Genomic DNA, 26,280 nt, shown 5'->3' on the forward strand with positions numbered 1-26,280 from the left:
CCATGGCCGACGCTCTCGAAGACCTCGAAATCCAACTGCTGCTGGAGGCGCTGTTCCAGCGCTATCATTTCGACTTCCGTCACTATGCCCGTGCGTCGATCAAGCGGAGGCTAGTGCAGGCCCGCGACCAGATGGGCTATCCGACGCTGACCGCGCTGCAGGACGCTGTCCTGCACGACCCGACGATGCTGCCTCGGCTGCTGGGCTATCTGACGGTGCAGGTCAGCGAAATGTTCCGCGACCCGACCTATTTCAAAGCCTTGCGCGAGACGGTGCTTCCCCATTTGCGCACCTATCCGTCGCTCAAGGTTTGGATTGCGGGGTGCAGCACTGGCGAGGAAGTCTACTCCCTAGCCATCCTGTTCCGGGAGGAAGGGCTGTATGATCGCACCCTCTTCTATGCCACCGACATCAATCCCGATGCGCTCCGCGCAGCAGAAGCCGGGGTCTACGCCCTCGATCGGCTGCGCAAATTCACCGAGAACCACCAGAAGTCGGGCGGACGTTCGTCCCTGTCCGACTACTATACGGCCGACTACGGGCGGGCCGTCTTCGACCGTAGCCTCAGCGCCCGGGTCGTCTTCTCCGATCACAGCCTCGTCACGGACGCGGCGTTCGCCGAGATGCAACTGATCTCCTGCCGCAATGTCATGATCTATTTTGATCGCGCCCTGCAGGATCGCGCCATTGGCCTGTTCAAGGACTCCCTACCACGCGGAGGCTTCCTCGGCCTCGGCTCCAAGGAAAGTTTGAGGTTTTCGGCCCACGCCGGCGAATTTTCTGAGTTCGTCCCCCAGGAAAAGCTCTACCGAAGGCTAGGCGCATGAGTGTCCCATCACAACGCGCGGTGGTGATCGGCGCTTCCGCCGGCGCCGTGCAGGCGCTTTTAGCCATCCTTCCCATCCTCCCAGCGGACTATCCCTTGCCCATTCTGATCGCGGTCCATGTCCCCCCGGATCGAGGCAATGGTCTCGTGCCGCTGCTTCAAGCGAGCTGCGCCCTTGCGGTGCTTGAAGCCGAGGACAAGGAAAGGGTCCTTCCGGGAACCGTCTATTTTGCGCCCCCCGACTATCACCTTCTGGTCGAGCGAGATGGCGGGCTGGCCTTGTCCTCGGATGAGCCGGTCAACTATTCTCGCCCATCGATTGACGTTCTCTTCGAAAGCGCCGCCGACGCCTATGGAGCCGGCCTGATCGGCGTCGTGCTGACGGGCGCCAACAACGACGGGGCCGCCGGACTGAGAGCCGTTATGGAAAGGGGTGGCGAGGCCTTCGTCGAATGTCCGTCAGAGGCCTATGCGTCAGCGATGCCAGAAGCCGCTCTCGCGGCCTGCGCGGGCGCAACGGCCATGAGTCTGGCGGACATCGCAAACTATCTGGTGGAACTCGAATCCGCATGACGACCCTCGACGCCCCGATAAAGGTTCTTCTTGTCGATGATCTCGAGGAAAACCTCCTCGCGCTTGAGGCTTTGCTCCAGCGCGAAGGTCTCCACCTGCTCAAGGCGAAGTCCGGAGATCAGGCGCTTGAGCTGCTCCTTGCCGAAGACGTCGCTCTCGCCCTCCTAGACGTGCAGATGCCTGGCATGGACGGCTTCCAACTGGCCGAATTCATGCGCGGCAACGCCCGGGTCCGTCATGTCCCCATCATCTTCGTCACGGCGGGCAGCGCAGAACAGCAGCGCCGGTTTCGCGGCTATGAGGCCGGCGCTGTCGATTTTATACAGAAGCCGATCGAGCCTGATATCCTGCGAATGAAGACGGAGATCTTCATTGAACTCTATCAGCAGCGTGAGCGGATACGCCTGCAACGAGACGAATTGGACGTGCATGCGACGGCCTTGAGCGCCGCAGATCAACGCAAGAACGAGTTCCTGGCGGTCTTAGGTCATGAGCTACGCAATCCCATCATGGCCCTGAACGCAGGGCTGAAGTTGCTCGATCGCGCCGGCGAGCCAGATCAAGCCGCCGTCATCCGGGAGCGGATGGCGACCCAACTGTTCCACCTCTCGCGGCTTGTCGAGGATCTGCTTGACGTTTCGAGGATCGATCAGGGCAAGATCGCCCTGCGCCTCGAACGGGTGCAGTTAAAGACCGTGCTGGACTCCGCGATCGATACAAGCCGTCCCAGGATCGACGCGGGTGGGCATGCCTTCACGTTTGACCTACCGACGGAAACCGTATGGGTCACAGCCGACTTCACCCGCCTATCGCAGATCGTCAGCAATCTGCTGACCAACGCAGCCAAATACACCCCGTCGGGCGGGACGATCCAGCTCCGGGCGAACGCCGGGCCCGACTACGTCGAAGTCGCCGTCTCCGACACTGGCGTCGGCATTTCCAAGGATATGCAAGCTCGGGTCTTTGAGCTGTACACGCAGTTGAAGGGGCCCGACGATCGATCCAGCGAAGGCCTTGGCATCGGTCTGGCCCTGGTCCGCCAACTGGTCGATCTGCATAAGGGCGACATCCGCGTGGAAAGCGACGGTCCGGGCGCCGGCAGCTGTTTCACCATACGGTTGCCGCGTTCAGCATAGCATCGACCGTCGGAGTAGGCGCGGCTATTGCCAAACAATGCGGCAGTGGATGTCTGGGACTGGCGCACAGAAGTTCATTATCCGGAAGCAGGCGTCGCGACAGGGAGGCGACCTCAGAGGAGGGGGCATGCGACAGTCTGACCTGTTCCTACAACCGAAGCCCTCAGGGAACGCCGGCCGTCTAATCGGCCCCAAGGCGCCGCTTAAGCCCACGCTCATCTGGTCCATCCGACAACAGTTGAGTGTGGCTAGGAGATTTCGCGACCTCGCCATGTTCAACTGCGCGTTGGATTCGAAACTACGCGCCTGCGACCTGGTCCGACTTCGCGTGAGCGATGAGGCGAGAGGCGGTGTTCTCCGTCAGCGGTCGGTCGTCATCCAACAGAAGACCGGGAGACCTGTGCCCGTTGAGATCACCGAGCCTGCGCGTGATGCGATCGCTGCTCGCCTGAGTGTGCGGCGCCAGCCTGAAGACGACTGGCCGTTCCCAAGCCGGAGCCGGTGCGGCCAGCACATCGGCGCCAGGCCGTATGCTGGGCTGATAGACCGATGGCGCCGTTGATTGACCTAGAGCCCTAAGGGTACGGCGCTCACAGCCTTAGACGCACTAAGGTCTCGCTCATTCACAAGAATGACAGGCTATCTTCGCGCATGCCAGCTCCTGATCGGCCACAGGAGATTGGAGAGCATAGTCAGATATCTCGGTATCGAGGTGGATGACGCCTGGGAGATGTCAGAGCAAATCGACTTGTGACCCTAAGCCGGGCCCTGAAGCAGGCCCGGCGATGTCAGCTTTGGGTGGGAAGCGGATGTTAGTGGGCGGGCGCCGAGAGGCCGTACCCTCCTGCGGGCGCCGTCTCGGCCACCCTCGACATTCCCGCGATCATCGGTCGCCCTCTCGAGATCGCATCGCGGACCGCCGGAAGCGTGAGTGACGCGCCGTGCGCTTCCTTACTTTGCCATGCCTCTGTGATCCAAATCACCTCCGGCTCTAGCGGGTCCAAAGCAACGATGTAGCTCAAACAGCCCGGCAGTCCGCTTACACCCTCGATGAGGACTCTGACCAGCTCGTCGCGATGACCTGGCTGCGCTGTCATTTTGCCGATCAAGCCGTACATCGATGAACTTTCCATGTCCGCAGCAGACGCGCGAAGCGGTGAAGTGACGGCCAAGCCGACGCCAGCAACGACGATTCTGCGGCTGATTTCCATCGCAATACGTTAGCTGGCCGATAGATCGAGACAAGCGGATAGTTCCGCAACGGGTCGATTTCGGTCCTGGGCTTTGGCGCCGAACGCGGATGTTGGCCGTTAGGCCGGAAAGCAGTCGCCCTTGACGCCAAATCGGGGTGATTAGTGGACGTTCCTCATCGAAACAACGGGGCGTGGAACCATAGCCTCTAGAAACGACCGGTAACCGGACGGGCGTTGCCGCATTAAGGGAACGACGCCTTGTCGATCCTCCGGAGAGCCATGCCCGATCCCTATATCCTCATGCTGTTTGTGGTGGGGGCGCTGGTCGCGCTGGTGGCGTGGCTGCCGCTGGTGTTCCGGCGCGCGCCGCTTTCGCTGCCGATCGTCTGCGTCGGGCTTGGGGCCGCGCTGTTCAGCCTGCCGCAGGTGGGGTTCGATCCGCTGCCGCAGACCTATCCCGAGATCACCGAGCGGCTGACCGAGTTCGTGGTGATCATCGCCCTGATGGGGGCAGGGCTGAAGATCGACCGGATCTTCAATCCGAGGCGATGGGGCGTGACCTGGCGGTTGCTGGGCGTCACCATGATGCTGTCGATCGTGGCGATCGTGCTGCTGGGATGGACGGTCCTGGGGCTGGGCCTGGCGGGGGCGATCCTGCTGGCCGGCACGCTGTCGCCGACCGATCCTGTGCTGGCGTCGGACATCCAGGTGGCGGCGCCGGGCGAAGGGCGTGAAGACGAGGTGCGGTTCGGCCTGACGTCCGAGGCGGGGCTGAACGACGGGTTGGCGTTCCCGTTCGTGAACCTGGCCATCGCCCTGGCCCTGGTGGCGGCGGGCCAGAAGGACGACTGGTTCGTAGAGTGGCTGACCGTCAGCGTGCTGTGGGAAATCGGCGCCGGGCTGGGCATCGGCTGGGCGATCGGCTGGCTGTTCGGCTGGCTGACCTTCACCATTCCGGTCAGCACGCGACTGGCCGCGACGCGCGACGGGTTCATCGCCCTGGCGGCGACCTTCATCTCATACTCGGTGACGGAGATGCTGCACTGCTACGGCTTTCTGGCGGTGTTCATCACGGCGCTGGCGTTCCGGCACGCCGACCGGGACCACGATTTCCAAGTCGAGATGCACGACTTCATCGAGCAGATCGAGCGTATGGCGATGATGGTGGTGCTGGTGCTGTTCGGCGGGGCGCTGGCGTCGGGCCTGCTGGCGCCGCTGCGGCCGCTGGATGCGATGGTGGCGTTGGCGATCGTGCTGGTGGTGCGGCCTCTGACCGGGATGATCGGCTTCATCGGCTGGAGGCGGCCGATGCGCGAGAAGCTGATTCTGGCCTTCTTCGGGATCCGGGGCGTGGGGTCCTTCTACTATCTGGCCTATGGGCTGAACGCCGCGCCGTTCGAGAGCGACGGCCGGCTGTGGGCCATCGTGGGGCTGATCTGCCTGATGTCGATCCTGCTGCACGGGATCACGGTCACGCCGGTGATGCGATGGTTTGACCGCAGCGAAGGCCGCGATCCGGATGCAGAGGCGGATGGGGTGCAGGCCGAAACGTCGGGGCGAGGAACGTCAGCCTGACTTTGTGACCAAGGCCGATTGGATCAGGCACCTCAAATGTCCGCTACGGGTGGTTAGCGGTCATCGACTGGCGGTAGCCTTCGCTTAGCTTCCGAGATGAGCCACTTCACGACTTCAAGGGGGATGCTTCCTTTATCAAACGTCGCCAAGGTCATCTGACCGTTTGCGTCAGCGTAGAAAACCTCTGCCAAGGGCGCGTGTTCGATCACCCCATCCGACAGTTCGAGGAACATGCCGTCACGCTGGACATCACTGCCCATGGTCAGTTGAACGATCCAGCAGGCGACTTTGACATGCGAATACCCCAGATCGCACTAGCCTAATCGGCTGGGCCGATGTCCGCCTCGGGTGGGAAGCGGACATCGTCCCAACTTTCAATCAATGAGCTCGGTAATGCATAGCGACCGCGCCGTTACTGAAAGGCTTGGTCGAGAGCAGTTCTAGTCTGCGTGTTGCGGACAAGCCGGCGTGATAAAGGGTCGGACCGTGCCCTGCGATCCTTGGATGAACGACGAGCTTGTATTCGTCGATCAGATTCAACCGATCTAGTTCCGTCGCCAGCTTGTCGCTGCCGAGGAGCACGCCAGCCGGCGTAGCGTCCTTCAGCGCTTGCACCGCCGCATGTAAGTCGCTGCCAAGATGGTGGCTGTTTGTCCACGGGAACGTCGTACGAGTCGTTGACGCCACATACTTTGGTTTGTCTTCCAGCTTGACCGCCCACTCGCGGATCGCCGCAGGTGCATCCACCTCGCCACTAGCGACGGTAGGCCAGTATCTCTCCATCATCTCGTAGGTCACACGACCCCAGAGCATCGCGCCGTTCTCGTCCATCAAGCGGGTAAAAAAGGCGTGCGTCTCGTCGTCGGCGATGCCTTCCTGATGGTCGACGCAGCCATCTAGAGTGAGGTTGATGCTGAAGGTCAGAAGTCCCATGAGGCTAGCCTATGCGATCTTGGCTCGAGCTCAACGTCCGCAACGGGTTGGTTTGCGAAGCAGCCATCGCCCCCGAAAGAGGACCTCTGATCCACGCACGGAATGTCGTCTTTCCGGCATGGTCCGCATGACCGCTCCTGGCGCATCTGCGCTGTTTGGAGCGTATCGTGCGGAGGGGGCGTTGATCTTGGGAGGTGGCCATGAGCCAGCCCGATCTATTTCGTTTACCCCGCAAACCCTGGAACGCTGGTCGAATGACCGGAGCGAAGGCCCCGCTCAAGCCAAAGCACATCTGGGCGATCCGTCAGCACCTGAAGTCCGTTGGATCGATACGGGATCTTGCGATGTTCAACATCGCATTGGACGCCAAGCTGCGGGGCTGTGATCTGGTGAAACTCCGCCTCGGCGATATTGCTCAAGGCGGCGTCATTCGGCAGCGGTCGACGATCATCCAGCAGAAGACCGGTCGGCCCGTGCCGTTCGAGATCACGGAGGCCGCTAGAGAAGCTCTGGCTCACTGGTTGGAGCGCCGAGGACGACGGCGTGACGACTGGCTGTTCCCCAGCCGCAGCCGAGATGGAGAGCACATAGGCACCAGGCAGTACGCTCGGCTGGTCGATACCTGGGTGAGAATGATCGACCTGAACCCCAGCGCCTATGGCACCCACAGCCTTAGACGGACCAAGGTGGCCTTGATCTATAAGAAGACCGGAAACCTACGCGCCTGCCAGCTCCTTCTCGGGCACGGAAAGCTCGAGAGCACCGTCAGGTATCTCGGCATCGAAGTGGACGACGCGCTGGAGATTTCAGAGCAGATCGACCTCTGAGCAGGCTTGGGGCGGCCCGCCGGAAAGCGGACTGCCCCTATGTCTCAGAGGGGTGGTGAGCGGACATCGGCCCCCGACGACCGGGGTCTTTTTTCCAAAGCCTGCCTGACCCATACAAGCGGTCCGTTCTCGTACCGCGCGGGCTTGGCTATATGAGCAAGGTGATGGCTGTTACCCAGGAAGACGCGAGAGTGCCTCGCCTCACGCTCATCGACCTATTCCTGAAATTTCTGCACTTCGGCGTCCTGGCGTTCGGCGGGCCTGTGGCGCAGATCGCCATGATCCGGCGCGAACTCGTGGAGCATGAACGCTGGATCTCCAGCGCACGGTTCAACCGCCTGCTGGCGGTGATGCAGGCACTTCCAGGGCCGGAGGCGCATGAGCTTTGCGTACACATGGGGATGTTGGCGCGTGGTCGCATAGGCGGCGTTCTGGCGGGCCTCGGGTTCATGTTGCCGGGCTTCATCCTGATGATGCTGGCGGCCTGGACCTATGACGTCCTGGTCGCCGGTCGCGCGGTCTGGACCGGCGCCCTGCTCGGGGTTCAGATCGTCGTGGTGGCGCTTATCATCAGGGCGGTGCAGCGGATCGGACAACACGTCCTTGAAGACCGAATGCTGTGGCTGCTGGCTGGCCTGGCGTTTGCCGCCAGCCTGATCGGCGCTCCGTTTTGGATACCGCTTGTCGCCGGCGGGCTGATCTACGGCTTAGGCGCGCGCCCCTGGATCGCATTGAGCCTCGGCCTGGTCGCCCTGGCGCTATCTGTCGCCCTGCACTCGGGCGGGATCAATGCAGCTATCACCGTCAACGGCCCCATCACCCACGCGGGAACGTTTGATCTGTTTGTCGCAGGGCTCAAGGGCGGGCTGCTGACCTTCGGCGGGGCCTACACCGCCATTCCCTATGTCCGGGCCGACACGGTGGGGCGGGGCTGGCTGTCCGACGGAGCCTTTCTCGACGGGGTCGCCCTGGCGGGAGTCTTGCCTGCGCCCCTGGTGATTTTCGGAACCTTCGCCGGCTATGTCGCAGGCGGCTGGGCCGGCGCCCTGGCGGTGACAGCCGGCATCTTCCTGCCGGCTTTCGCTTTCTCCCTGATCCTGTTCGAACGGTTGGAAGCCATGGTAGACAATCCGGCGCTGCACCGCGTGCTCGCCGGGGTCGCAGCGGCCGTCGTTGGCGTGATCGGCGCGACCTGTCTTCAACTGATGTGGTCCACGGCCGAGCGTGCACCGACCCTCTGGGGCGCCGCCCTCATTTTCTCGGTCGCACTGGCAGCGGTGTGGCTGGCGAAAGGGAAGTGGGCGCCGCCGCTGCTTATTGTGACGGGCGCTCTCGCAGGGCGATTGGCTTTCGGCTGACAGACTGTGCCTAGCGCGCAGGTCTGCAGCGGGTCGTGTGCGGTCTTTGGCTTCGCCGCCGAAAGCGGACGTTGGCCTCCAGGCCGGAAAGCAGTCGTCGCCGTCGTCCGCCAGGGGTGGAAAGCGGACATTGGGGTAACGAGTTCAAGCTCGTTAACGTCTCTCGTGAGCCATTTTAGGCGCCAGCACCTGAAGCTGATCGGCGTCATGGAGAGGCTCAGACGTGTATAGTTGTAGTCTCAGGTTGCATCTTTGCTTGACGGTAATGCGTCTACGGGGCGACCATCGCCACAGCCGGCTCGCCAATCGATCCTGCGCGCGTGCTCCGGAGGATGACCCATGCGATTTACAGCAGTCAGGCTAGTGCTTGTATTCCTCGCCGGGCAGGGCTTTTTCTCGGACGCATCGGCGCAAGCGGCTGGCGACGCGCCCATGTCCGAGTGCGAGCTTGCACGCCAAGACTGGGCCGCAAATTATCCGCCGACGCCTCCCGAAAATCTCAATGATAGGCTGGCCTATATGCGGCGCTCTATCGATACAAGTCACCTTCGTTATGACTTGAACTGCGACCACCGGCTTTCATTTGATGAATACTTCTCGATGCAATGGGAGTCGTGGCGGCGGATGGACACCGACGAGGACGGGGCGGTTAATCGGGCAGAATGGATCACGGGATGGTGCACCCGTCGTTTAAGTTGGGTGTTGAAGGAACACCCGGACTGGCGCCCCTCTTGTGAGCGGTCGAGCGTTTCGAGCTTCAACACTTACTTCGGAGCCCGGAGGCCGGGCGGGATAGACCAACGCGCCTACCGGCGTACGGTGCGGATAAGCTTCCGGCGGGCGGACAGGAACCGTGATCGCTATCTCACTCGGACCCCAAACTCGGCACATTATTACGAATGAACTTCTGGTCTTTTTGTGATCGGACAAAGGTCCGCAATGGGTCGGGAACTGCCAAAGGTGCCGGATCGAAAAGCGGACGTTCCTAGGCTCAGACGGCATGGCTGAATGTCGTGTTTCCGGCGCTCAGTGAATGACCGATCCTGGCGCTTCGCCGACTTGCCCAGCCGGATAGCGCCAATGGCCACGAAGAGCCGAAGGCGGACCTCTCACGAAATCCGCCTCATGCCCCTTACAAGCCGAAGGTCACCATGCCTTGCTCGTCGATCCGCCATGCGGGGTTGAAAGCGATCTCCCAAGAGTGGTCGTCAGGATCGACAACGTAGCCCCGAAACCCTCCTTGTGGAGGCGCATCAGCTTGGCGAAGGATTCGACCGCCTGCGCCGGCGAGCCGATCCATCAAGGGGACGACGATTTCTTGTTCACTGACATTATGGGCGAGGCTGAAAGCACCCGGACGCTTCAGCCCCTCTCTCTGCATGTCGCCCTCAAGACCTCCGTCAACCCAAGTTCCCAGCATGAAGCCGTTCATTTGATAGGAAACGATCTCGTTCTCGAAGACGGGCGACCACCCAAATCCGTCTACATAAAAGCGTTTGGATCTCGCCATGTCGGCGACGCTCAGAGTGATGACCGAAATCTGCTGTTGCATAGTCCACGTCCCTTGCTCGCGGCGTGCACCATGCAAGCCGCTTTAAAGGTCGAGGACCACAGGAAGCGACGGACAGACCCGCTTGCGCGAGGATCGGGCTAACCACACCGATCTGCCTTTTTCGACGATGTCAGACTAGCGCAGGCGTGTGCACAAACGAAGTCGGCTTATGGTCAATACGGTTGTCGGTCGCCCTTCCGGGGCATGTCCGCTAGAGGGCGACGAACCGATGACCGCTCACGGCGCAAAGCAGCGGTTTGCTAGGCCATCTCGTGACGGAGGCGCGCATCCGCTCTGGCCTGTTGATCTGCTCGACACCGTGAGTGGCACCAAGCCTGGATACAGGACCTCGGATCTTGGGGCCTAATGTCCGAGGTTCTGAACCCTTCACCGTGAGCGCTTTGCACGGGTTGCGCGTGGGGTCCTAGAACCTCATGGCCTGGCTGAGTCGGGCCGCCGTCTTGTTGGCCACAAGCTTCAAGGGGTCGTCGCTGAGATGGGCGTAGATTTCGGTGGTCCGCGCCTGCTTGTGACCGAGAACCTTTCCCACCAGGAACAGCGAGGCGCCGTCAGCAATGGCAAAACTCGCGAAACTGTGCCGAAGGTCATGGAGGCGAACGGTCGTCAGCGACCGAACCTCCCGAAGATCGCCGCCAAGGTCGTGGATCCGTCGGTGCAGGATCGTATCGGCCCTGAGTTTGACCTTGGTCCAGAGGTTGGGGAGGCCGACGAAGTGACCGTCTCCCTTCAAAGCCGGCAGCACCCACGGCGACCCAGCGCCCGGCACAGGCATCGTATCACCCGAGTTGTGGCCCCTCGACGCCTCGGGCGCTCTCGTCTCGTCCCAACGACGCCGGAGCACTGCGATCGCATCGTCGGCCAAGGGCACTACCTTGGCTCCGGTCTTGGATTCCGGAAGCCGCAAGCACCCCTTCGACCAGTCGATGAAGTCCCACTGCAAGGTCAGGATCTCAGACTTGCGGCAACCCGTCAGCATCAGCAGGCGCACCGAGTCGGCCATGACAGCGTAGCGCTCGTCCTCGCGCTCAAACTCCGCCAAGGCCTCGGCTAGCGCCGCGATTTCCCGCTCGGATAGGTATCGCTCCTTCCGGATCGTCTTGAACCTTTCGACGCCTTTGGTCGGGTTCTTCTGGAGGTACTCGGCCTTGATCGCGAACTCATAGACCGCCCCGAGCGTGATCACCGCCATCGCCGCCACGCGCTTGCCGCCCCTCACCTTCGACCGGCGACGGTGACCAAGCATGATGTTTCTGGCCGTCTTGCCTTGAGAGATGTCGAACTGCATCCGCGACACGTCCATAGCGGTGACGTCGCGAGCAAGGTGCCGTCCGAGCAGCGGTTTGATGTGGCAGTCGAACATGATGCGGTTCGTCTCCCAGCTTGAGTCCTTCTTGTTCGGCTTCAGCGCGGGACCCTGCTCGAGGTACAGATCCGTCAAGGCCTCCACGGTTAGCGCGTTCCGGTCGGCCACCTTCTGCGCCTGGGGATCCACGCCGTCCCGCACGTCCTGGAGTTTCTCGATCGCCCGGTCACGCGCCTCATCAAGACCATACCCTCCGTCGGCCTTGCCGAGGGTGAGCTTCCGGAACCGGCCTCCCAGTCGATAGAAAAGGACGTAGCTGCGTCCACCGCCAGGCCTGACGCGAACACCAAAGCCTGTGACCTGCGTGTCCCACACGCAGAACTCTGCGGCTGCAGGCTCTAGGTTTTCAATCAGTTTCTTCGTCAGTTTCGGCATCGAAACGCCCCAAAAAAGGTAGCGTATGGGTAGCAGAAAGTGCGATTTGCTACCTGTTTCCGCGATTTTCACATCGTACCGGAAAATAGGATTTCGGCAATCTTTTCCGTACGTTGAAACAAAATGAGACGACCTGAAAAAGCCTGAAATAGGAACATTATCCTAATGGCATGCAAGAGGTCAGCGGTTCGACTCCGCTAGGCTCCGAGGAGCCTGACCATCACCATCCTGTAATCGCTCACCGATCACGGAGGATCATGTAATGAGCAAGAGCACCACTGCCCAACAACGCCGCGACGCCGACTTCGCGGGGATTATGGAAGGTCTGGAGCAAGCTGTCGCACACGCTGAAGGCAAGCCCGAAGGCGCGGCTGTCCGTGTCCATGCGCCCGTGGCGGTAGACGTGGCGGCGATCCGCAAAGCCCAAAAGCTTTCCCAAGAAGGCTTCGCTATCGCCTACGGGCTTTCGATCGCTACGATTCGAGACTGGGAGCAGCACCGCCGTGAGCCAGGCACAGGTAGCCGCCTGTTTCTGAAGGTCATCCAGCGTGAGCCGGATGCCGTGCGCCGGGCGCTGGCCGAGGCCTGACGACTGCCTATGATCTGGGTGCCCGATTGTTTCCAATATGGCCCGCTTTCACCGTGAAAACGGAAACTACTGAACGCAAAAGCCCGGAAATGCGGGGCCTAGGCGCGATGTTCCGTTGTTGACGTTTCCCGCAAAACGATAAGCGACACTTGTATGACGCCGCCGGTCGGTGCGCGCCTTACCCGGAAGGGTTTGTGGGGCGTCGGATGCGCGTTCGCTGGACCTGGGCCGTGGAATGGGCGATCTCGAAGCCATGGGATCTGTCGCGCGCCTGTTTCGTCTGCATTTCTCCCTGTGGCTGGGGCTGATGGTGCTGGCGATGGTGGCGGCGGTGACGCCGGCGGGCTTCGGCTGGCCGCTCAGGCTGGCGGCGGGGTGGGACGCGGGCGTCGCGGTCTTTCTGGTCGTCACCTTGTATCATGTCTTTCGGGCGCGCTCTCAGGACGCGATCCGACGCCGCGCGGCCGAACTGGATCAGGCGGGCGCCCTGGTCTTGCCGCTCAGCATGGCGGCGGCCGTCGCCAGCGTCGTGGTGCTGGTCCTGGCCATGGTGGCGAGCGGCGGCAAGCCAACGGTGGGGCAGGCGGTGTTCTCGGTCTGCACCGTGGGCCTGTCGTGGCTGTATGTGCACATCATCTTCGCCCTGCACTATGCCCACGGCTTCTACGCCCCGCGCGAACACGGCAAGGGCGATCAGGGCGGCCTGATCTTCCCCGGTGAGGACGAGCCCGACTACTGGGATTTCCTGCATTTCAGCCTGATCATCGGCGTGGCGAACCAGACGGCCGATATCCAGATTTCCAGCCGCAAGCTGCGCGGCTTGGCGACCCTGCACAGCCTGGTGGCCTGGTTCTTCAACGCCGTCATCCTGGCGCTGACGGTCAATCTGGCGGCGACGCTGTTCTGAGCGTCGCCGCCGTTTCGATCAGAGATCGACGGGTCGGCCGGACTCTTCTTCTTCAAGCGTGACCGCGACGTCGGCATTGGCCGACAGGCGCACCTTGTCGCCCTCGACGCCGGCGACGAAACCGTTCTCGATATAGTGGTGGTGGTCTGCGTGGGCGCCAGAGTTCTCGCGGCGCGTCAGCTTGATCCGGTCGCTCTCGACCCGGTCCACGACGCCGACGTGAACGCCGTCGGCCCCGATGACCTCCATGCCTTCCTTGATCTCGCTCATCGCCGTCTCTCCTCGTGAAAATGACATCGAGAGGGGAGCCCGCAGATCTGGATTCTGTTCCGGGACGCGTAGAAGTTCGTCGCAGCGATGCGAGGCGTGCGGAGATCAGAATGTATCTGAAGGAATGGCCAGTCTCCCTCTTCCCCGGTCGGACCGGTAGAAGAGGGAGGCTGATGGTGGAGCCTATCCATCATGGTCTTGAGGGCCGTCACCTGCCTATCGGTGAAGTTCGCAGCCCGACCCTTCGATAAAACGAACAGCAGATATACGGGGCGGTCGTCGTTCAGGTAGGCGGTGGCCACCCGGTAGCCGCCCGACTTGCCCTTGCCGCGCCCGGCGACCCGAACCTTTCAGACGCCGCCCGAGCCGACGATCATGCCGCCTGCTTTGGGATCATCGGCGATTTGCAGAATAGCCGCCTCACGCTCGGCGTCCGTCATCCCGACATTGCCGGCGCTAACGCCGAATGCTGGCGTTTCAGCGACGGTATGCGGCGGGGCCTCCATGTGAATCACATACGGCAGTGCCGTATGTAGCACAAGCAGAAACTACGGCATTGCCGTAGTTTTCCATGCTAACCTGAAATCCATTCAGGCGACTGGAACACGCGATCCAACGCTGGGCGCTGGCTGCGGCAAATCTGAAAAAGGAAGGAAATGGTGGACGCGACAGGGATTGAACCTGTGACCCCCTCGATGTCAACGAGGTGCTCTCCCGCTGAGCTACGCATCCGCCGTAGGGCTCCGAAAAAGCTGTTCGGAGCGGGAAGAGCGGTCGTATAGCGGCGAGGCCGGGCTTCATCAAGCCGATTTCACGGCAAGATCAAGATTTCTCGCCAAACGCCGCTCGGCGTCTTCTTACGCGGCGACCATGCGCTCGACCTCGTTGACCAGGTCACGCAGGTGGACAGGCTTTGACAGGACCTTGGCGTCGGGCGTGGCCTGGGCGGCGGTCAGGGCCACGGCGGCGAAACCGGTGATGAACATGATGCGCAGGCCGGGCTGACGAGCGGCGGCGACGCGCGCCACCTCGATCCCGTCCGCGCCCGGCATGACGATGTCGGTCAACAGCAGGTCGTAGGGGCCGTGCTCCAGGGCGTCGATGGCGTCGTCGCCGTTCTCGCAGTCGATGACCTGATGGCCCGCCCGCTCAAGCGCGCGCGTCAGAAATCCGCGCAACGAACCGTCGTCTTCGGCCAAGAGGATACGCGCCATTCGGAAAACACCTTTGAAACAGGCGACCAGACTAGAGGCGCAACGGTAAACCGCCGATGAAATTCACCGATCAACCGACTTCCTTCCACAGCGAAACCCGCTATGCGGAGGCATGACCGACGGCGGCGACAGCTTTTCGATCACCGCACCGGCGTCGGATGCGCCCGCGACGGCGCTGGTGTTCGCCTCGCCCCATTCCGGTGACCGCTATCCCAAGGACATGGACGCCGCGCCCGGGCTACTGCACGCCAGCCTGAAAAGCGCCGAGGACGCCCTGGTCGGACAGTTGATCGTGGAGGGGCCACGTCAGGGCGCAACCCTGATCGAGGCCCACGTGGGCCGGGCCTATGTCGATCTGAACCGCGACCCCGGCGAACTGGATCCCGCCCTGATCGAGGGGCTGGACGGGCCGGTGGGGGCCAAGACCGCGGCCGGTTACGGCGTCGTGCCGCGCCTGGCCGGCGACGGGACGCCCCTCTATGCGCGCCGGCTGAGCCTGGCCGAGGCGCAGGGCCGCATCGACAGGGTTCACCGCCCCTATCACCAGGCGCTGGGCGACCTGATGGAGACGACGCGGGCGCGCCAGGGGCGGGCGGTGCTGATCGACTGGCATTCGATGCCGGCGCGGGCGGTGGGGGCCGAGGTGGTGCTGGGCGACCGTTACGGCTCGGCGTGCAATGCGCGGCTTAGCCGGCGGCTGCGCGCGCTTTTCGAGGGGCTGGGCTGGCGAGTGGCGCAGAACCATCCCTATGCCGGGGGCTGGTCCACCCAGCACTGGGGTCGGCCGGACGACGGTTATGAGGCGATCCAGATCGAGCTGAGCCGGCGGCTATATCTGGACGAGGTGACACTTCAGCCTGGGGCGACCTACGCCACGACACAGAAGGCCCTTACCCGCGTGATCGCCGCCCTGTGCGCGGAGCCTTGAGCGCAAAGCTTTGGGCCCGCCTGACTGATCGCTGATCAGATCAAAAAAAAGCCGCACCCGAGGGTGCGGCATTAAAGTCTATAGGGAGGAAACGCCCAGGAAGGGCAAGACGCCCGGAGGCGTCAGAGGTCAACTTAGGTTGCGATGCACAATGGGTCAAGGCCGATATGCGCCTTTGCGGTCACGCCGTGTTACGCAAATGCGGCGATGTAACTGGTATCATGGCCCGTATTCGACCAAAGTCTGACCTTCAGCCCCATCTCGCACTTGCGAAATAGCCGACCTCAATGCTCCAGCAGACGACGCGCATTGCGAATGGCGCGCGCAGCCGGAGATGCTTCCTGGCGATAGATCAGCAGGCCGAACGACCATGCCACCCCCAGCGCCAGCCACAGCGGCCCGAACAGCCAGGCCGCCGCCGCCAGGGCGAAATAGTAGCCCCTCACCCCCTGGCTGAAAGCGCTCAGCGCGGGATTCAGAAGCTGCCCCGCCGCCTCGCTGAACGCCTTGCGGTCGGTGTTGGAATGCAGTTCGGGCGCCGAGCCGATCAGGGCCAGGGTGTAGTTCATCTGGCGCAACGCCCAGATGAAATCCAGGAAGCCCCGCGCCAGGCAGACCAGCACCAGGGCCAGCTTGGCCTCCAGGATCTTGAGCGGCACGTTTTCGGCTCCGACGGCCGCGAACCCCTGCAGCGCGCTCTCGCCGCCGAACAATATGCCCCCCACCGCCGCGATCAGCAGCAAGTTGGTCGAGGCGAAGAAGGAGGCCGAGTTGATCGAATGGCCCATCAACTGGCTGTCGATCAGCTTCATCTCGCGGTGAGTCATGGACTGCATCCACACCGCGCGGACATGCTCCATGTCCTTGTTCAGCGAGCCGCCCTTACGGCTGATGAAAGCCAGGATGGGGCTGTATCCCAGCCAGCAGATGAAAAAAAGCGCCAGGGCGGCCCAGTCGGTCAAGGTCATGCGCCAGATGTCCGCGATGACGCGCCCGGACGCAAGCCTGTCCGCCGCATGTCGCGCTTGCCGTTGCGGGCTGGTAGGCTTATCACGCCTCGCCTTTTCGAATTTCGCAGTCGCAGCAAAGATCCGCCATGAACCTTGACGCCATTCCGGTCGGTCCCAACGCCCCCTGGGACATCAACGTCATCATCGAGATCCCGCAGGGCGGCCTGCCGGTGAAATACGAGATGGACAAGGCCTCGGGCGCCCTGTTCGTCGACCGCTTCCTGCACACCGCCATGTACTATCCGGGCAACTACGGTTTCATCCCGCACACCCTGTCGGACGACGGCGACCCCTGCGACGTGATCGTGCTGAACCCGACGCCGGTCGTGCCTGGCTGCGTCATCCGTTCGCGCCCCATCGGCGTGCTGAAGATGACGGACGAGGCCGGCGGCGACGAGAAGATCCTGGCCGTGCCGGTCGACAAGCTGAACCCCTATTACACCGAGATCGCCAGCTATCGTCAGCTGCCCGCCATCCTGATCGAGCAGATCGAGCACTTCTTCACCCGCTACAAGGACCTGGAAAAGGGCAAGTCGGTCACGGTCCAGGGCTGGGGCGACGCCGGCGAAGCCGCCGACCTGATCGCGGCAGGCATGAAGGCCCACCAAGACAAGCTGGCCAAGGGCAAGGCCGCCAACGCCGCCTGATACTGGCGACATCGCTGAATGCATCGAGGCGCTCTCCGACCGGAGAGCGCCTTTCTTTTCGAAAGCAGCATTCAATGTCGGCTCGCTTCCGAAAGTCAGGACTCCTTCGCTAACGGCACGTCCGGGTTTGCCCCGGTGCGGAGATCTGGGAGTCGCGTCCGGAGGGTCAGCCTCCAATTCAGAGGCTCAAGATCGTGAAAAAGGCGAAAGTCGCAAACGCCCACTTCAGTCCTAGAGCCTGCAGGATCGCAAGCCAGCGGGAGGTCCGACGTTGAACCAGATAGGCGATGGCGATCACTGACGCGATCCAGCCTGTCAGCAGGATACCCTCCCAGCCCTTCGACCAGTGCATGCCGACTGCATAGACGAGGATACCGATCAGAGCGCCGATCAGCGGCTGGCGCCATAGCCGCTGCGTTATCTCGATCGGGGCGACCGTTAGAAGCAGCGCTTCTCCCGACAGGACCACAAACATAACAGTCCCTAGCAGGACCGGATTGGTGCCCGCGAGGTTGCCCAGCCCTTCATCGGGCAACTTGGCCAGAACTGAGATCAGTTCCGCGCCGCCGAAGAGAAGCGCCACGCAGACGATATACAGTACGAGGGGGCCGGCTCGCGATTCCAGCAAGGACGAACAAGTCCATACTCCTAACTTCTTGAACGCCATACCAACTCCTGCGTGTACGACAAAGCCATCGTGACGATGTCCGCTTGCCAGCCCTAGATGAAAATCCGTGCGGTGCGCTTAAAACAGTCTCTCCGGCTCCAAATCCCTCACCGCGACGCCCCGCCCCTCTCCCGCTCCGCTTCACGACCTCCTATCTGCACCGCATGACCGAACTGACCCCCCGCGAGATCGTCTCCGAACTGGATCGCTATATCGTCGGCCAGGACGACGCCAAGCGCGCCGTGGCCGTGGCGTTGAGGAACCGCTGGCGCAGGAAGCGCGTGCCGGCGGACCTGCGCGACGAGGTGACGCCCAAGAACATCCTGATGATCGGCCCCACCGGCGTCGGCAAGACCGAGATCGCGCGGCGTCTGGCCAAGCTGGCGGGGTCGCCCTTCCTCAAGGTCGAGGCGACCAAGTTCACCGAGGTCGGCTATGTCGGCCGCGACGTGGACCAGATCGTGCGCGACCTGGTCGAGAGCGCCCTGATCATGGTGCGCGAACGCAGGCGCGGCGACGTGCGGGCCAAGGCGGAAGCCGCCGCTGAGGACCGGATCTTGGACGCCCTGGTCGGACCGGGCGCGGGGCCGGCGACGCGTGACAGTTTCAGGAAGAAGCTGCGGGCCGGAGAGCTGGACGACAAGGAGATCGAGATCACGCTGGCGGATGCCGCCTCGCCGATCCAGGGCCTGGACATTCCGGGCGGCGGCAACGTCGGTCTGCTGAACCTGTCGGAGATGCTGGGCAAGATGGGCGGCGGGCGCACCAAGACGGTCAAGCTGACGCTCCGCGACGCTGTCACGCCCCTGATCGCCGAAGAGGGCGACAAGCTGCTGGATCAGGACAGCCTGACGCAGGAGGCCCTGTCCCTGGCCGAGAACGAAGGCATCGTCTTCCTGGACGAGATCGACAAGGTCGCCGCGCGCCAGGGCGCGTCCGGCGCCGACGTGTCGCGCGAGGGGGTGCAGCGCGACCTGCTGCCGCTGATCGAGGGGACCACGGTCTCGACCAAATACGGCCCGGTGAAGACCGACCATGTGCTGTTCATCGCCTCGGGCGCCTTCCACGTCGCCAAACCGTCGGACCTGCTGCCAGAGCTTCAGGGACGGCTGCCGATCCGGGTCGAGCTGAAGGCCCTGACCCGCGACGACTTCAAGCGCATCCTGACCGAGCCCGAGGCCAATCTGATCCGCCAGAACCAGGCCCTGCTGGCGACCGAGGACGTGACGCTGACCTTCACCGACGATGCGGTCGAGGCCATGGCCGATGCGGCGGTGGCGGCCAACACCGCCATCGAGAACATCGGCGCGCGCCGGCTTCAGACCGTGATGGAGCGGGTGCTGGAGGAGACCAGCTTCAAGGCCTCGGACCTGTCGGGCCAGACCGTGGCCTTCGACGGCGACGCGGTGCGCGAGAAGATGGACGCCCTGACCAAGGACGTCGATCTGAGCCGCTTCATTCTTTAGAGGCGGCCTCGACGGCCTTGCGGTTCTGGCGGCCTCGGAACCGGTCCGCCATCCGCTCGGCCTGGCGCTGGGTGAAGGCCAGGGCGGCGGGGTTGCCGCGTCGGGCGCCGATGCTGTCGGCGACCTTGGCGCCCCGCTCGCCGATCGGCAGCGGCTTGCCGGTGGTGGTGTCGACGGCGGTCTGGTGCTCGATCTCGGCGTTCAGCTCGGCCCCCATCAGGATCACCTGCACCGACAGCCAGGTCCACAAGAGGAAGCCCATCATGGCCGCCAGCGGGCCATAGCTATCTGTCCGCACGAAGTTGTTCAGATACCAGCTGAACAGGAAGGACACCGTCAGGCTGAGCACCGCCGCGAAGATGGCCCCCGGCGTGACCCAGCGCCAGCGCGCCCTCTGACGGCAGGGACCGAAGCGGTAAATGATGGTCAGGGCGGCGATATAGCCCGCCAGCAGCAGCGGCCAGCGCAACGGCGCGAACAGGCCCCACTCCTCCTCCAGCCCGAACAGGCGCACCACCACCGGCACGCCGACGACCAGCACCGAGGTCAGCAGCACCGCGAAGATCGCCCCGACGGTGAAGGCCATGCACAACAGGTTGTAGCGCACGAGGCTGCGCCGCTCGACCTCGTGGTAGGCGACGTTCAGCCCATAGAACAACACCTTGACCGCCCCATTGGCGGTCCACAGCGACAGGGCCAGGGTCCACATCAGGGTGAAGGTCAGCTGGCCGTTCGAGTTCTGGGCCAGGCGCTGCATCTCGCCGCCCAGGAAGACGGCGATGCTGTCGGGCAGGACGGCGTAGAGGAAGTTCAGCCGCCCCCAGGCGTCGGACGGATCGGCGAACAGGCCATATAGCGTCACGAACGTACCCAGCAGTGGGAACAGCGACAGCAGGGTGAAGAAGGTCACGCCCCCCGCCAGGAACCCGACCCGGTCCCCGAAATAGGAGCCCCCGGTGCGCCAGACGATGTCGGACCAGCCCCTGTGCGGGATGTGCTCGGGCCGTTTCGCCATGCGGCCGCGGCCCGGTTCCTTGGCCTCATAGTCCTCAGGCGTGGGCGGCTTGGGCGGCAGGGGCTCGGGGCGTTCGGGACGCAGCTCGACCCCGACCTTGTGGCCCTGGCTGTACAGCAGGTGGGCGGCGCCCGCCCCGGCCGTCAGTCCTCCGGCCACGGCCGCGACATAGCGCCAGATCCCGCCGCCGCCCTTGCCGCCCCGTCGCGCAGGACGGGGGGACGACGACAGGCGTGACAGGACGGACGGGCGGCGGGGAGACTTGCGGTCGGACATGGTCTGGCGAACGGTATAGCTGCTTGCCCGTTCCGCAAATGCTTGAAATCGGCGCCCGCGCGGGCCAATCAACGCCCATGACCGCATCCAACACCCTGCTGACCGCGTGGAAGGCCGCCCAGGCCAAGCTGAAGACCGGCCGCATCGACAGCCCCGCCATCGACGCCCGCCTGCTGCTGGAGGCCGCATCGGGCGCCAGCCGCATGGACATCCTGACCGACCCCTACCGCGTCATCACCGACGACCAGCTGAGCGCCTATGAGGCGATGGTCGAGCGCCGGCTGAAGCGCGAGCCCGTCTCGCGCATCGTCGGCAAGAAGGGCTTCTGGAAGATCATGCTGAACGTCACCCCCGACGTCCTCAGCCCCCGCCCCGACACCGAGACCCTGATGGACGTGTCCATGCTGGCCTTTTCCCGGAACGAGGCGTTCGAGGCCATCGACCTGGGCACCGGCTCGGGCGCGATCCTGCTGGCGCTGCTGGCCGAGCGGCCGGCCGCCAAGGGCGTCGGCACCGACATCTCGTCAGAAGCGCTGGCCGTGGCCAAGGAGAATGCGGCCAACCTGGACCTGAATGACCGCGCCGTCTTCCTGCGCACCGAATGGGCGGCGGGCTTCGGCGACGCCAGCTTCGACCTTGTCCTGTCCAACCCGCCCTACATCCCCACCGACCATATCGCGACCCTGGACCCCGAGGTCCGCGACCACGACCCGCACCTGGCCCTGGACGGCGGCCCCGACGGCTTGCAGGCCTATCGCGACCTGGCGCCCGAGGTGAAACGCATCCTGAAGCCCCTGGGCGTCTTCGCCGTCGAGATCGGCTGGGACCAGGGCCCGCAGGTCAAGGCCCTGTTCGAGGCCGCCGGCTTCACCGACGTCAAGATCATCAAGGACCTGGGCGAACGCGACCGCGTCGTCACCAACGGCCCGGACCCGAGGACCAATCCGATCCCCAAGGACTGAGCGATTTCAGACGGTCGGTGGACAAAAACACCGTCTATTTCGTCTAATTCGTCTGATCCCCACCCTCCCCGACCGTGCGATGCGTCCCCTGCGGACGAACCGAGACAGGATCGCACGGTTTAGGGGTGTGGGCAGGAGGATGACGCTGGCGGCTGGCAGGGTGTTGAAATCGTTGACCTTACCTTTTGGGAATAGGACGGCTAACCCATTCTTTCGTCATCCTCCGGCAAGCCGCGCCTTCGCGGCGCAGACCGGGGGACCCAGCGGCGCCGAAGGCGATCCGCCCGTCTCGTGATGTTTGAACACCGCGTCCGCGACAGGTTCGCGCTCACGCGCGCCGCTGGGTCCCCCGGTCTCCCCTCGCTTTCGCGAGGGTCGCCGGAGGATGACGAAAGACTGGATCAATCCTCTTCCATCGGCGGCCGCCAGTTCGGATCGTTCACCGGATACCAGTCCTCGGCCAGATCCCGCCATTCCGGGTTCTCCGCCTCGATCAGCTTCAGCTTCCAGTCCCGCAGCCACTTCTTGACCCGCTTCTCGCGCGCGATGGCCTCGACCACCCAGGCGTGCCGCTCGAACCAGACCAGCCGCGTGCACCCATGCGCGGCTGAGAAGCCGTTGAACACGCCGCTGCGATGCTTCCAAACTCGCGCCTCCAGGTTCGCCGTCATGCCGGTGTAGAGCGTGCCGTTCCGCCCGCTGGCCATGATGTAGGTCGCGATGAAGGTGCGATGCGTCCCCATCCGCACAACCTAAGCCATACCCGCACGCTCGTCATCCCCTCCCCCACTTTCGTCATCCTCCGGCGAGCGGAGCGAGACCGGGGGACCCAGCGGCGCGCGAAAGCGCGACCCTGTCGCGGACGAGGCCTTGCTGCATCGTGCGGCGGAAAGATTTCGCCTGACGGCGCCGCTGGGTCCCCCGGTCTGCGCCGCGAAGACGCGGCTTGCCGGAGGATGACGAAAGGAAAGCGGCGATAAAGGCAGGACTAGCTTTTGAACCGTGCCGCCCGCTTTCGCACGAGGCACCATTTTCTGCGAGAGGCTGATCCTCTCACCTGCCCTTGTGTTCTACACGTCGGTTTCCGGCACGCTCATCGCAAGAGCACCAGCTATGGTCGACAATGTACCTGCCACTCCCCAATCACGTGTAGAAAACATCACTGTGATATCAGAAACGAGTGTGGCCATGCCGACAATCTGTGTCTTGGGAATGTGTATTCCACCTAGAGAGCCTCGTAGATGCTCTGCTAAAAACATCACGCTTCGCCTGATTTGTGCTGATGACAGGATTTGCTCACGTTTCTCAAGTCGTTCGAAAAGATCGCTCCGTCGGATTACCAAATCTTCGATCAATTTTTCCAGCGCGGGATGGACACGCAAAGCTCGAAGGAGACGGACTTCCATTTCAACGAACTGGATCGAATCCATCGGAACAACACCAGTTGAATATGCAGGGACAGACAGGCCCAATCGAGCCCTGAAGTCGGCCCATTGCCTTGAGGAAAGCACTCTTTTTCGACCTCGTTCACTCCTGGTCTTGAGGTAAATTTCCCGAGTCTTGGAGTCGTCAGAAAGCCGTCCGTCAGACACCATTTCCGTGAACGTTGCGGCACGCATGAACGCATGACTGTTAGCGTACTCAGTTAGAAGGTCGCAAAGTTCAGCTACATCCTCATCGCTGATCAAGAGATGATCTTCACCGACATTTCCATCGTACGAATGGCGATTTTGTTCGAGGACAACCTTGGCCAGGAGAACCAGAAGCTCCTTGTCTATGGAGGTCAGAAGCGGCTGTGGAGGATAGATCGCCATACGTGGATCGACGCATGATTCAGGGCTGGTGCCAAATGACCAGTGCTAAGACCTCAGCATGCACTTCACGTCTAGGCGCGAAGACCCCCTCCATAGAGAAAGCCCACAACTCGCTTAGCGCTAATGCACCCGCATCTTCCCGATCTCCAACCCGCCCTCGCCGGCGGTGACGGCGATCACGCCGCCGTCCTCGATCTCGCCGGCCAGGAGTTTGCGCGCGATCGGATCGACCAGGTCCTTCTGAATGACCCGTTTCAGCGGCCGCGCCCCATAGGCCGGGTCGTAGCCGCGGTCGGCGAGCCAGGCCAAGGCGCTGTCGTCGAGGTCCAGAGTCAGGCGGCGGTCGGCGAGGAGCTTCTCGAAGCGTGACAGCTGGATGCGGACGATGCCGCCCATCTGGTCGCGGCCCAGGCGGTGGAACAGGATGATCTCGTCGATCCGGTTCAGAAACTCGGGCCGGAAGTGGGCGCGGACGGCGTCCATGACGAAGGGGCGCACGGCCTCGACGTCATCACCCTCGCCCTGATCGGCCAGATACTGGCTGCCCAGGTTGGAGGTCATGATGATCAGGGTGTTGCGGAAGTCGATGGTGCGGCCCTGGCCGTCGGTCAGGCGGCCGTCGTCCAGCACCTGCAACAGGACGTTGAAGACGTCGGGGTGGGCCTTTTCGACCTCGTCGAACAGGACGACCTGATAGGGGCGGCGGCGCACGGCCTCGGTCAGGGCGCCGCCCTCGTCATAGCCGACATAGCCGGGAGGGGCGCCGATCAGGCGGGAGACGCTGTGCTTCTCCATATATTCCGACATATCCAGGCGGGTGATGGCCGCCTCGTCGGTGAACAGGAACTCTGCCAGCGCCTTGGTCAGTTCGGTCTTGCCCACGCCGGTCGGGCCCAAGAACAGGAAGCTGCCCAGGGGACGGTTGGGGTCGTTCAGGCCGGCGCGGGCGCGGCGCACGGCGTCGGAGACGGCGGCCAGGGCCTCGTCTTGCCCCACGACGCGGCCGCCCAGGGCGGTCTCCATCGACAGCAGTTTCTCGCGCTCGCCCTCCAGCATCTTGTCGACGGGCACGCCGGTCCAGCGGCTGACGACGGCGGCGATCTGTTCGGCGTCGACGACCTCGGGGGTCAGGGGGCCCTTGCCGGAGGTTTCGTTGGCTTCGGCCTCTTCAAGCTGTTTCTCGATCTGGGGGATCTGGCCATAGGCGATCTCGGACGCGCGGCCGAGGTCGCCGGCGCGCTGGGCGTTGGCCAGTTCGAGGCGCAGACGGTCCAAGGTTTCACGCAGGGTCGCGCCTTGGCCGACCTTATCCTTTTCGGCCTTCCACTGGGTGGTCAGGTCGTCGGACTGGCCTTCCAGATCGGCGATCTCGTCCTCCAGCTTTTCAAGCCGGGCCTTGGAGGCGGTGTCGGTTTCCTTCTTCAAGGCCTCGCGTTCGATCTTGAGCTGGACGAGGCGGCGGTCGATCTCGTCCAGGGCCTCGGGCTTGGAATCGACGGCCATGCGCACGCGGCTGGCGGCCTCGTCGATCAGGTCGATGGCCTTGTCCGGCAGGAAGCGGTCGGTGATGTAGCGGTTCGACAGGGTGGCGGCGGCCACGATGGCGCTGTCGCTGATGCGCACCCCGTGGTGGACCTCGTACTTCTCCTTCAGGCCGCGCAGGATGGAGACCGTGTCCTCCACTGTCGGTTCGGCGACGAAGACCGGCTGGAAGCGACGGGCCAGGGCGGCGTCCTTCTCGACGTGCTTGCGATACTCATCCAGCGTGGTGGCGCCGACGCAGTGCAGTTCGCCGCGCGCCAAAGCGGGCTTCAGCAGGTTGGAGGCGTCCATCGCGCCGTCGCCCTTTCCTGCGCCGACCAGGGTGTGCATCTCGTCGATGAACAGGACGATGCCGCCCTCGGCCGCCGAGACCTCGGACAGGACGGCTTTCAGCCGCTCCTCGAACTCGCCGCGGTATTTGGCGCCGGCGATCAGACTGCCCATGTCCAGGGCCATAACGGTCTTGTCGCGCAGGCTCTCGGGCACGTCGCCGTTGACGATGCGCAGGGCCAGGCCCTCGACGATGGCGGTCTTGCCGACGCCGGGTTCGCCGATCAGGACCGGGTTGTTCTTGGTGCGGCGGGCCAGGACCTGGATGGTGCGGCGGATCTCTTCGTCGCGGCCGATGACCGGGTCGATCTTGCCGTCGCGGGCGGCCAGGGTCAGGTCGCGGGCGTAGCGTTTCAGGGCGTCATAGCCGTCCTCGGCCCCGGCGCTGTCGGCGGTCTTGCCCTTGCGCACCTCGGCGATGGCGGCGTCCAGTTTCTCGGCCGTGGCGCCGGAGGATTTCAGCACCTCGGCGGCGACCCCGCCCTCCTTGGCCAGGGCGGCCAGCAGGCGTTCGGTGGTGACGAAGGCGTCGCCGGCCTTTTTCGAGGCGTCCTCGGCGGCGGCGAGGACGCGGGCGGTGTCGCCGTCCAGATAGAGCTGGCCCGAACCGCCGGAGACCTGGGCGCGCTTCTTCAGCGCCGTCTCGATATCGGCCTCGGCGCGGCGGGCGTCGCCGCCGGCGGCCGTGATCAGGTTGCGGGCCAGGCCGTCGCGTTCCTCCAACAGCACCTTGAGCAGATGCTCGGGTGCGAACTGCTGGTGACGGCGGGCGAGCGCCAGCGACTGGGCCGACTGGACGGCCTGTTTGGCGCGGTCGGAATAGAGTTCGAGATTCATCGGTATCCCTTCGAGAAGCGGATGGGGCGGAGACATCCTCTGCTGAGCGATGTCCCCGCCTCTTGCCGTTTCAG

26 protein-coding genes, 1 tRNA gene and 1 pseudogene are annotated in these 26,280 nt (G+C 63.5%); 12 read left to right on the forward strand and 16 right to left on the reverse strand.

Features of this window, described 5'->3' with window-relative positions; translation table 11 throughout:
- Positions 1–2 precede the first annotated feature (2 nt).
- From AC3ISA_RS04185 to AC3ISA_RS04195, 3 genes are read left to right on the forward strand one after another with little or no spacing between them, the layout of a single operon-like run.
- Positions 3–827: a CheR family methyltransferase gene (locus AC3ISA_RS04185; RefSeq protein ID WP_152950508.1), complete on the forward strand. Its 825-nt coding sequence runs from the start codon at positions 3–5 to the stop codon at positions 825–827.
- Complete coding sequence (locus AC3ISA_RS04190; RefSeq protein WP_152950507.1) at positions 824–1,399, forward strand: chemotaxis protein CheB; 576 nt, start codon at positions 824–826, stop codon at positions 1,397–1,399. Before AC3ISA_RS04185 ends, AC3ISA_RS04190 begins: the two co-directional genes overlap by 4 nt.
- Positions 1,396–2,535, forward strand: coding sequence for a hybrid sensor histidine kinase/response regulator (locus AC3ISA_RS04195; RefSeq protein WP_152950506.1), 1,140 nt, complete (start codon positions 1,396–1,398; stop codon positions 2,533–2,535). The genes AC3ISA_RS04190 and AC3ISA_RS04195 overlap by 4 nt, the downstream gene beginning before the upstream one ends.
- Before the next feature lie 812 nt (positions 2,536–3,347).
- Here the strand turns inward: AC3ISA_RS04195 and AC3ISA_RS04200 are convergent.
- Complete coding sequence (locus AC3ISA_RS04200) at positions 3,348–3,746, reverse strand: putative quinol monooxygenase (RefSeq protein ID WP_165116481.1); 399 nt, start codon at positions 3,744–3,746, stop codon at positions 3,348–3,350.
- 261 nt (positions 3,747–4,007) lie between these two features.
- On the opposite strand from AC3ISA_RS04200, the gene AC3ISA_RS04205 reads away from it, so the two are divergent.
- Entirely contained in the window at positions 4,008–5,303 is a 1,296-nt protein-coding gene (locus AC3ISA_RS04205) for a cation:proton antiporter (RefSeq protein WP_314123430.1), read from the forward strand.
- 53 nt (positions 5,304–5,356) lie between these two features.
- On the opposite strand, the gene AC3ISA_RS04210 is transcribed toward AC3ISA_RS04205, so the two are convergent.
- Both AC3ISA_RS04210 and AC3ISA_RS04215 read right to left on the reverse strand, forming a co-directional pair.
- Positions 5,357–5,536, reverse strand: coding sequence for a hypothetical protein (locus AC3ISA_RS04210; RefSeq protein WP_313015567.1), 180 nt, complete (start codon positions 5,534–5,536; stop codon positions 5,357–5,359).
- Positions 5,537–5,681: 145 nt separating this feature from the next.
- Entirely contained in the window at positions 5,682–6,236 is a 555-nt protein-coding gene (locus AC3ISA_RS04215) for a dihydrofolate reductase family protein (protein ID WP_165116485.1), read from the reverse strand.
- A gap of 200 nt (positions 6,237–6,436) precedes the next feature.
- On the opposite strand from AC3ISA_RS04215, the gene AC3ISA_RS04220 reads away from it, so the two are divergent.
- Both AC3ISA_RS04220 and chrA read left to right on the forward strand, forming a co-directional pair.
- Complete coding sequence (locus tag AC3ISA_RS04220; RefSeq protein ID WP_313015478.1) at positions 6,437–7,063, forward strand: tyrosine-type recombinase/integrase; 627 nt, start codon at positions 6,437–6,439, stop codon at positions 7,061–7,063.
- 191 nt (positions 7,064–7,254) lie between these two features.
- Positions 7,255–8,421, forward strand: coding sequence for a chromate efflux transporter (chrA, locus tag AC3ISA_RS04225; RefSeq protein ID WP_476069424.1), 1,167 nt, complete (start codon positions 7,255–7,257; stop codon positions 8,419–8,421).
- A gap of 1,132 nt (positions 8,422–9,553) precedes the next feature.
- Here chrA and AC3ISA_RS04230 read toward each other — a convergent pair.
- Both AC3ISA_RS04230 and AC3ISA_RS04235 read right to left on the reverse strand, forming a co-directional pair.
- Positions 9,554–9,973, reverse strand: a complete 420-nt coding sequence (locus AC3ISA_RS04230; protein WP_489179471.1) for a VOC family protein — start codon at positions 9,971–9,973, stop codon at positions 9,554–9,556.
- 424 nt (positions 9,974–10,397) lie between these two features.
- Complete coding sequence (locus AC3ISA_RS04235) at positions 10,398–11,732, reverse strand: tyrosine-type recombinase/integrase (RefSeq protein WP_489179472.1); 1,335 nt, start codon at positions 11,730–11,732, stop codon at positions 10,398–10,400.
- A 262-nt stretch (positions 11,733–11,994) separates the two neighbouring features.
- Between AC3ISA_RS04235 and AC3ISA_RS04240 the strand changes: the two genes are divergently transcribed.
- Together AC3ISA_RS04240 and AC3ISA_RS04245 are read left to right on the forward strand one after the other, a co-directional pair.
- Positions 11,995–12,321 (forward strand): helix-turn-helix domain-containing protein, encoded by a 327-nt coding sequence (locus tag AC3ISA_RS04240; protein ID WP_489179473.1) that lies wholly within the window; start codon positions 11,995–11,997, stop codon positions 12,319–12,321.
- Positions 12,322–12,556: 235 nt separating this feature from the next.
- On the forward strand, positions 12,557–13,228 hold the full coding sequence (locus AC3ISA_RS04245; RefSeq protein WP_489179474.1) for a DUF1345 domain-containing protein: 672 nt from the start codon (positions 12,557–12,559) through the stop codon (positions 13,226–13,228).
- A gap of 18 nt (positions 13,229–13,246) precedes the next feature.
- Here AC3ISA_RS04245 and AC3ISA_RS04250 read toward each other — a convergent pair whose 3' ends face one another.
- From AC3ISA_RS04250 to cpdR, 5 genes and pseudogenes are all read right to left on the reverse strand, one after another.
- Positions 13,247–13,498 carry a DUF2171 domain-containing protein gene (locus AC3ISA_RS04250; RefSeq protein WP_489179475.1) on the reverse strand — a complete coding sequence of 84 codons (252 nt, stop codon included), beginning with the start codon at positions 13,496–13,498 and terminating at the stop codon, positions 13,247–13,249.
- Positions 13,495–13,836 (reverse strand): annotated as a pseudogene (locus tag AC3ISA_RS04255) (type II toxin-antitoxin system RelE/ParE family toxin); the annotation flags it as partial. The pseudogene AC3ISA_RS04255 and the gene AC3ISA_RS04250, both read right to left, overlap by 4 nt.
- A 12-nt stretch (positions 13,837–13,848) precedes the next feature.
- Positions 13,849–14,004, reverse strand: coding sequence for a hypothetical protein (locus AC3ISA_RS04260; RefSeq protein WP_489179476.1), 156 nt, complete (start codon positions 14,002–14,004; stop codon positions 13,849–13,851).
- Between the two features lie 151 nt (positions 14,005–14,155).
- Positions 14,156–14,230: transfer RNA gene (locus AC3ISA_RS04265), tRNA-Val, on the reverse strand.
- Between the two features lie 125 nt (positions 14,231–14,355).
- Positions 14,356–14,712: a cell cycle two-component system response regulator CpdR gene (cpdR, locus tag AC3ISA_RS04270; RefSeq protein ID WP_017506825.1), complete on the reverse strand. Its 357-nt coding sequence runs from the start codon at positions 14,710–14,712 to the stop codon at positions 14,356–14,358.
- 112 nt (positions 14,713–14,824) lie between these two features.
- Here cpdR and AC3ISA_RS04275 point away from each other — a divergent pair, with 112 nt between their 5' ends.
- Positions 14,825–15,640 carry an N-formylglutamate amidohydrolase gene (locus AC3ISA_RS04275; protein ID WP_489179477.1) on the forward strand — a complete coding sequence of 272 codons (816 nt, stop codon included), beginning with the start codon at positions 14,825–14,827 and terminating at the stop codon, positions 15,638–15,640.
- Between the two features lie 284 nt (positions 15,641–15,924).
- Here AC3ISA_RS04275 and AC3ISA_RS04280 read toward each other — a convergent pair whose 3' ends face one another.
- Complete coding sequence (locus AC3ISA_RS04280; RefSeq protein ID WP_489179478.1) at positions 15,925–16,608, reverse strand: DUF599 domain-containing protein; 684 nt, start codon at positions 16,606–16,608, stop codon at positions 15,925–15,927.
- Positions 16,609–16,736: 128 nt separating this feature from the next.
- Here AC3ISA_RS04280 and ppa point away from each other — a divergent pair, with 128 nt between their 5' ends.
- Positions 16,737–17,297: an inorganic diphosphatase gene (ppa, locus tag AC3ISA_RS04285; protein WP_489179479.1), complete on the forward strand. Its 561-nt coding sequence runs from the start codon at positions 16,737–16,739 to the stop codon at positions 17,295–17,297.
- A 178-nt stretch (positions 17,298–17,475) separates the two neighbouring features.
- Here ppa and AC3ISA_RS04290 read toward each other — a convergent pair whose 3' ends face one another.
- Positions 17,476–17,964, reverse strand: coding sequence for a hypothetical protein (locus AC3ISA_RS04290; RefSeq protein ID WP_489179480.1), 489 nt, complete (start codon positions 17,962–17,964; stop codon positions 17,476–17,478).
- A 164-nt stretch (positions 17,965–18,128) separates the two neighbouring features.
- Here AC3ISA_RS04290 and hslU point away from each other — a divergent pair, with 164 nt between their 5' ends.
- Entirely contained in the window at positions 18,129–19,430 is a 1,302-nt protein-coding gene (gene hslU / locus AC3ISA_RS04295) for an ATP-dependent protease ATPase subunit HslU (RefSeq protein WP_489179481.1), read from the forward strand.
- On the opposite strand, the gene AC3ISA_RS04300 is transcribed toward hslU, so the two are convergent.
- Positions 19,420–20,721 carry a YihY/virulence factor BrkB family protein gene (locus tag AC3ISA_RS04300; protein ID WP_489179482.1) on the reverse strand — a complete coding sequence of 434 codons (1,302 nt, stop codon included), beginning with the start codon at positions 20,719–20,721 and terminating at the stop codon, positions 19,420–19,422. The genes hslU and AC3ISA_RS04300 overlap by 11 nt on opposite strands.
- 77 nt (positions 20,722–20,798) lie before the next feature.
- Here AC3ISA_RS04300 and prmC point away from each other — a divergent pair, with 77 nt between their 5' ends.
- Positions 20,799–21,683, forward strand: a complete 885-nt coding sequence (gene prmC, locus AC3ISA_RS04305) for a peptide chain release factor N(5)-glutamine methyltransferase (RefSeq protein WP_489179483.1) — start codon at positions 20,799–20,801, stop codon at positions 21,681–21,683.
- Between the two features lie 401 nt (positions 21,684–22,084).
- Here the strand turns inward: prmC and AC3ISA_RS04310 are convergent, their stop codons facing one another.
- The 3 genes from AC3ISA_RS04310 to clpB all read right to left on the reverse strand — a co-directional run bounded on the left by AC3ISA_RS04310 (position 22,085) and on the right by clpB (position 26,206).
- Entirely contained in the window at positions 22,085–22,426 is a 342-nt protein-coding gene (locus tag AC3ISA_RS04310) for a GIY-YIG nuclease family protein (protein ID WP_489179484.1), read from the reverse strand.
- A gap of 327 nt (positions 22,427–22,753) precedes the next feature.
- Complete coding sequence (locus AC3ISA_RS04315; RefSeq protein WP_489179485.1) at positions 22,754–23,497, reverse strand: hypothetical protein; 744 nt, start codon at positions 23,495–23,497, stop codon at positions 22,754–22,756.
- Positions 23,498–23,617: 120 nt separating this feature from the next.
- Positions 23,618–26,206: an ATP-dependent chaperone ClpB gene (gene clpB / locus AC3ISA_RS04320; RefSeq protein WP_489179486.1), complete on the reverse strand. Its 2,589-nt coding sequence runs from the start codon at positions 26,204–26,206 to the stop codon at positions 23,618–23,620.
- Positions 26,207–26,280: the final 74 nt, after the last annotated feature.

Source organism: Brevundimonas sp. KH_058, assembly GCF_057838505.1.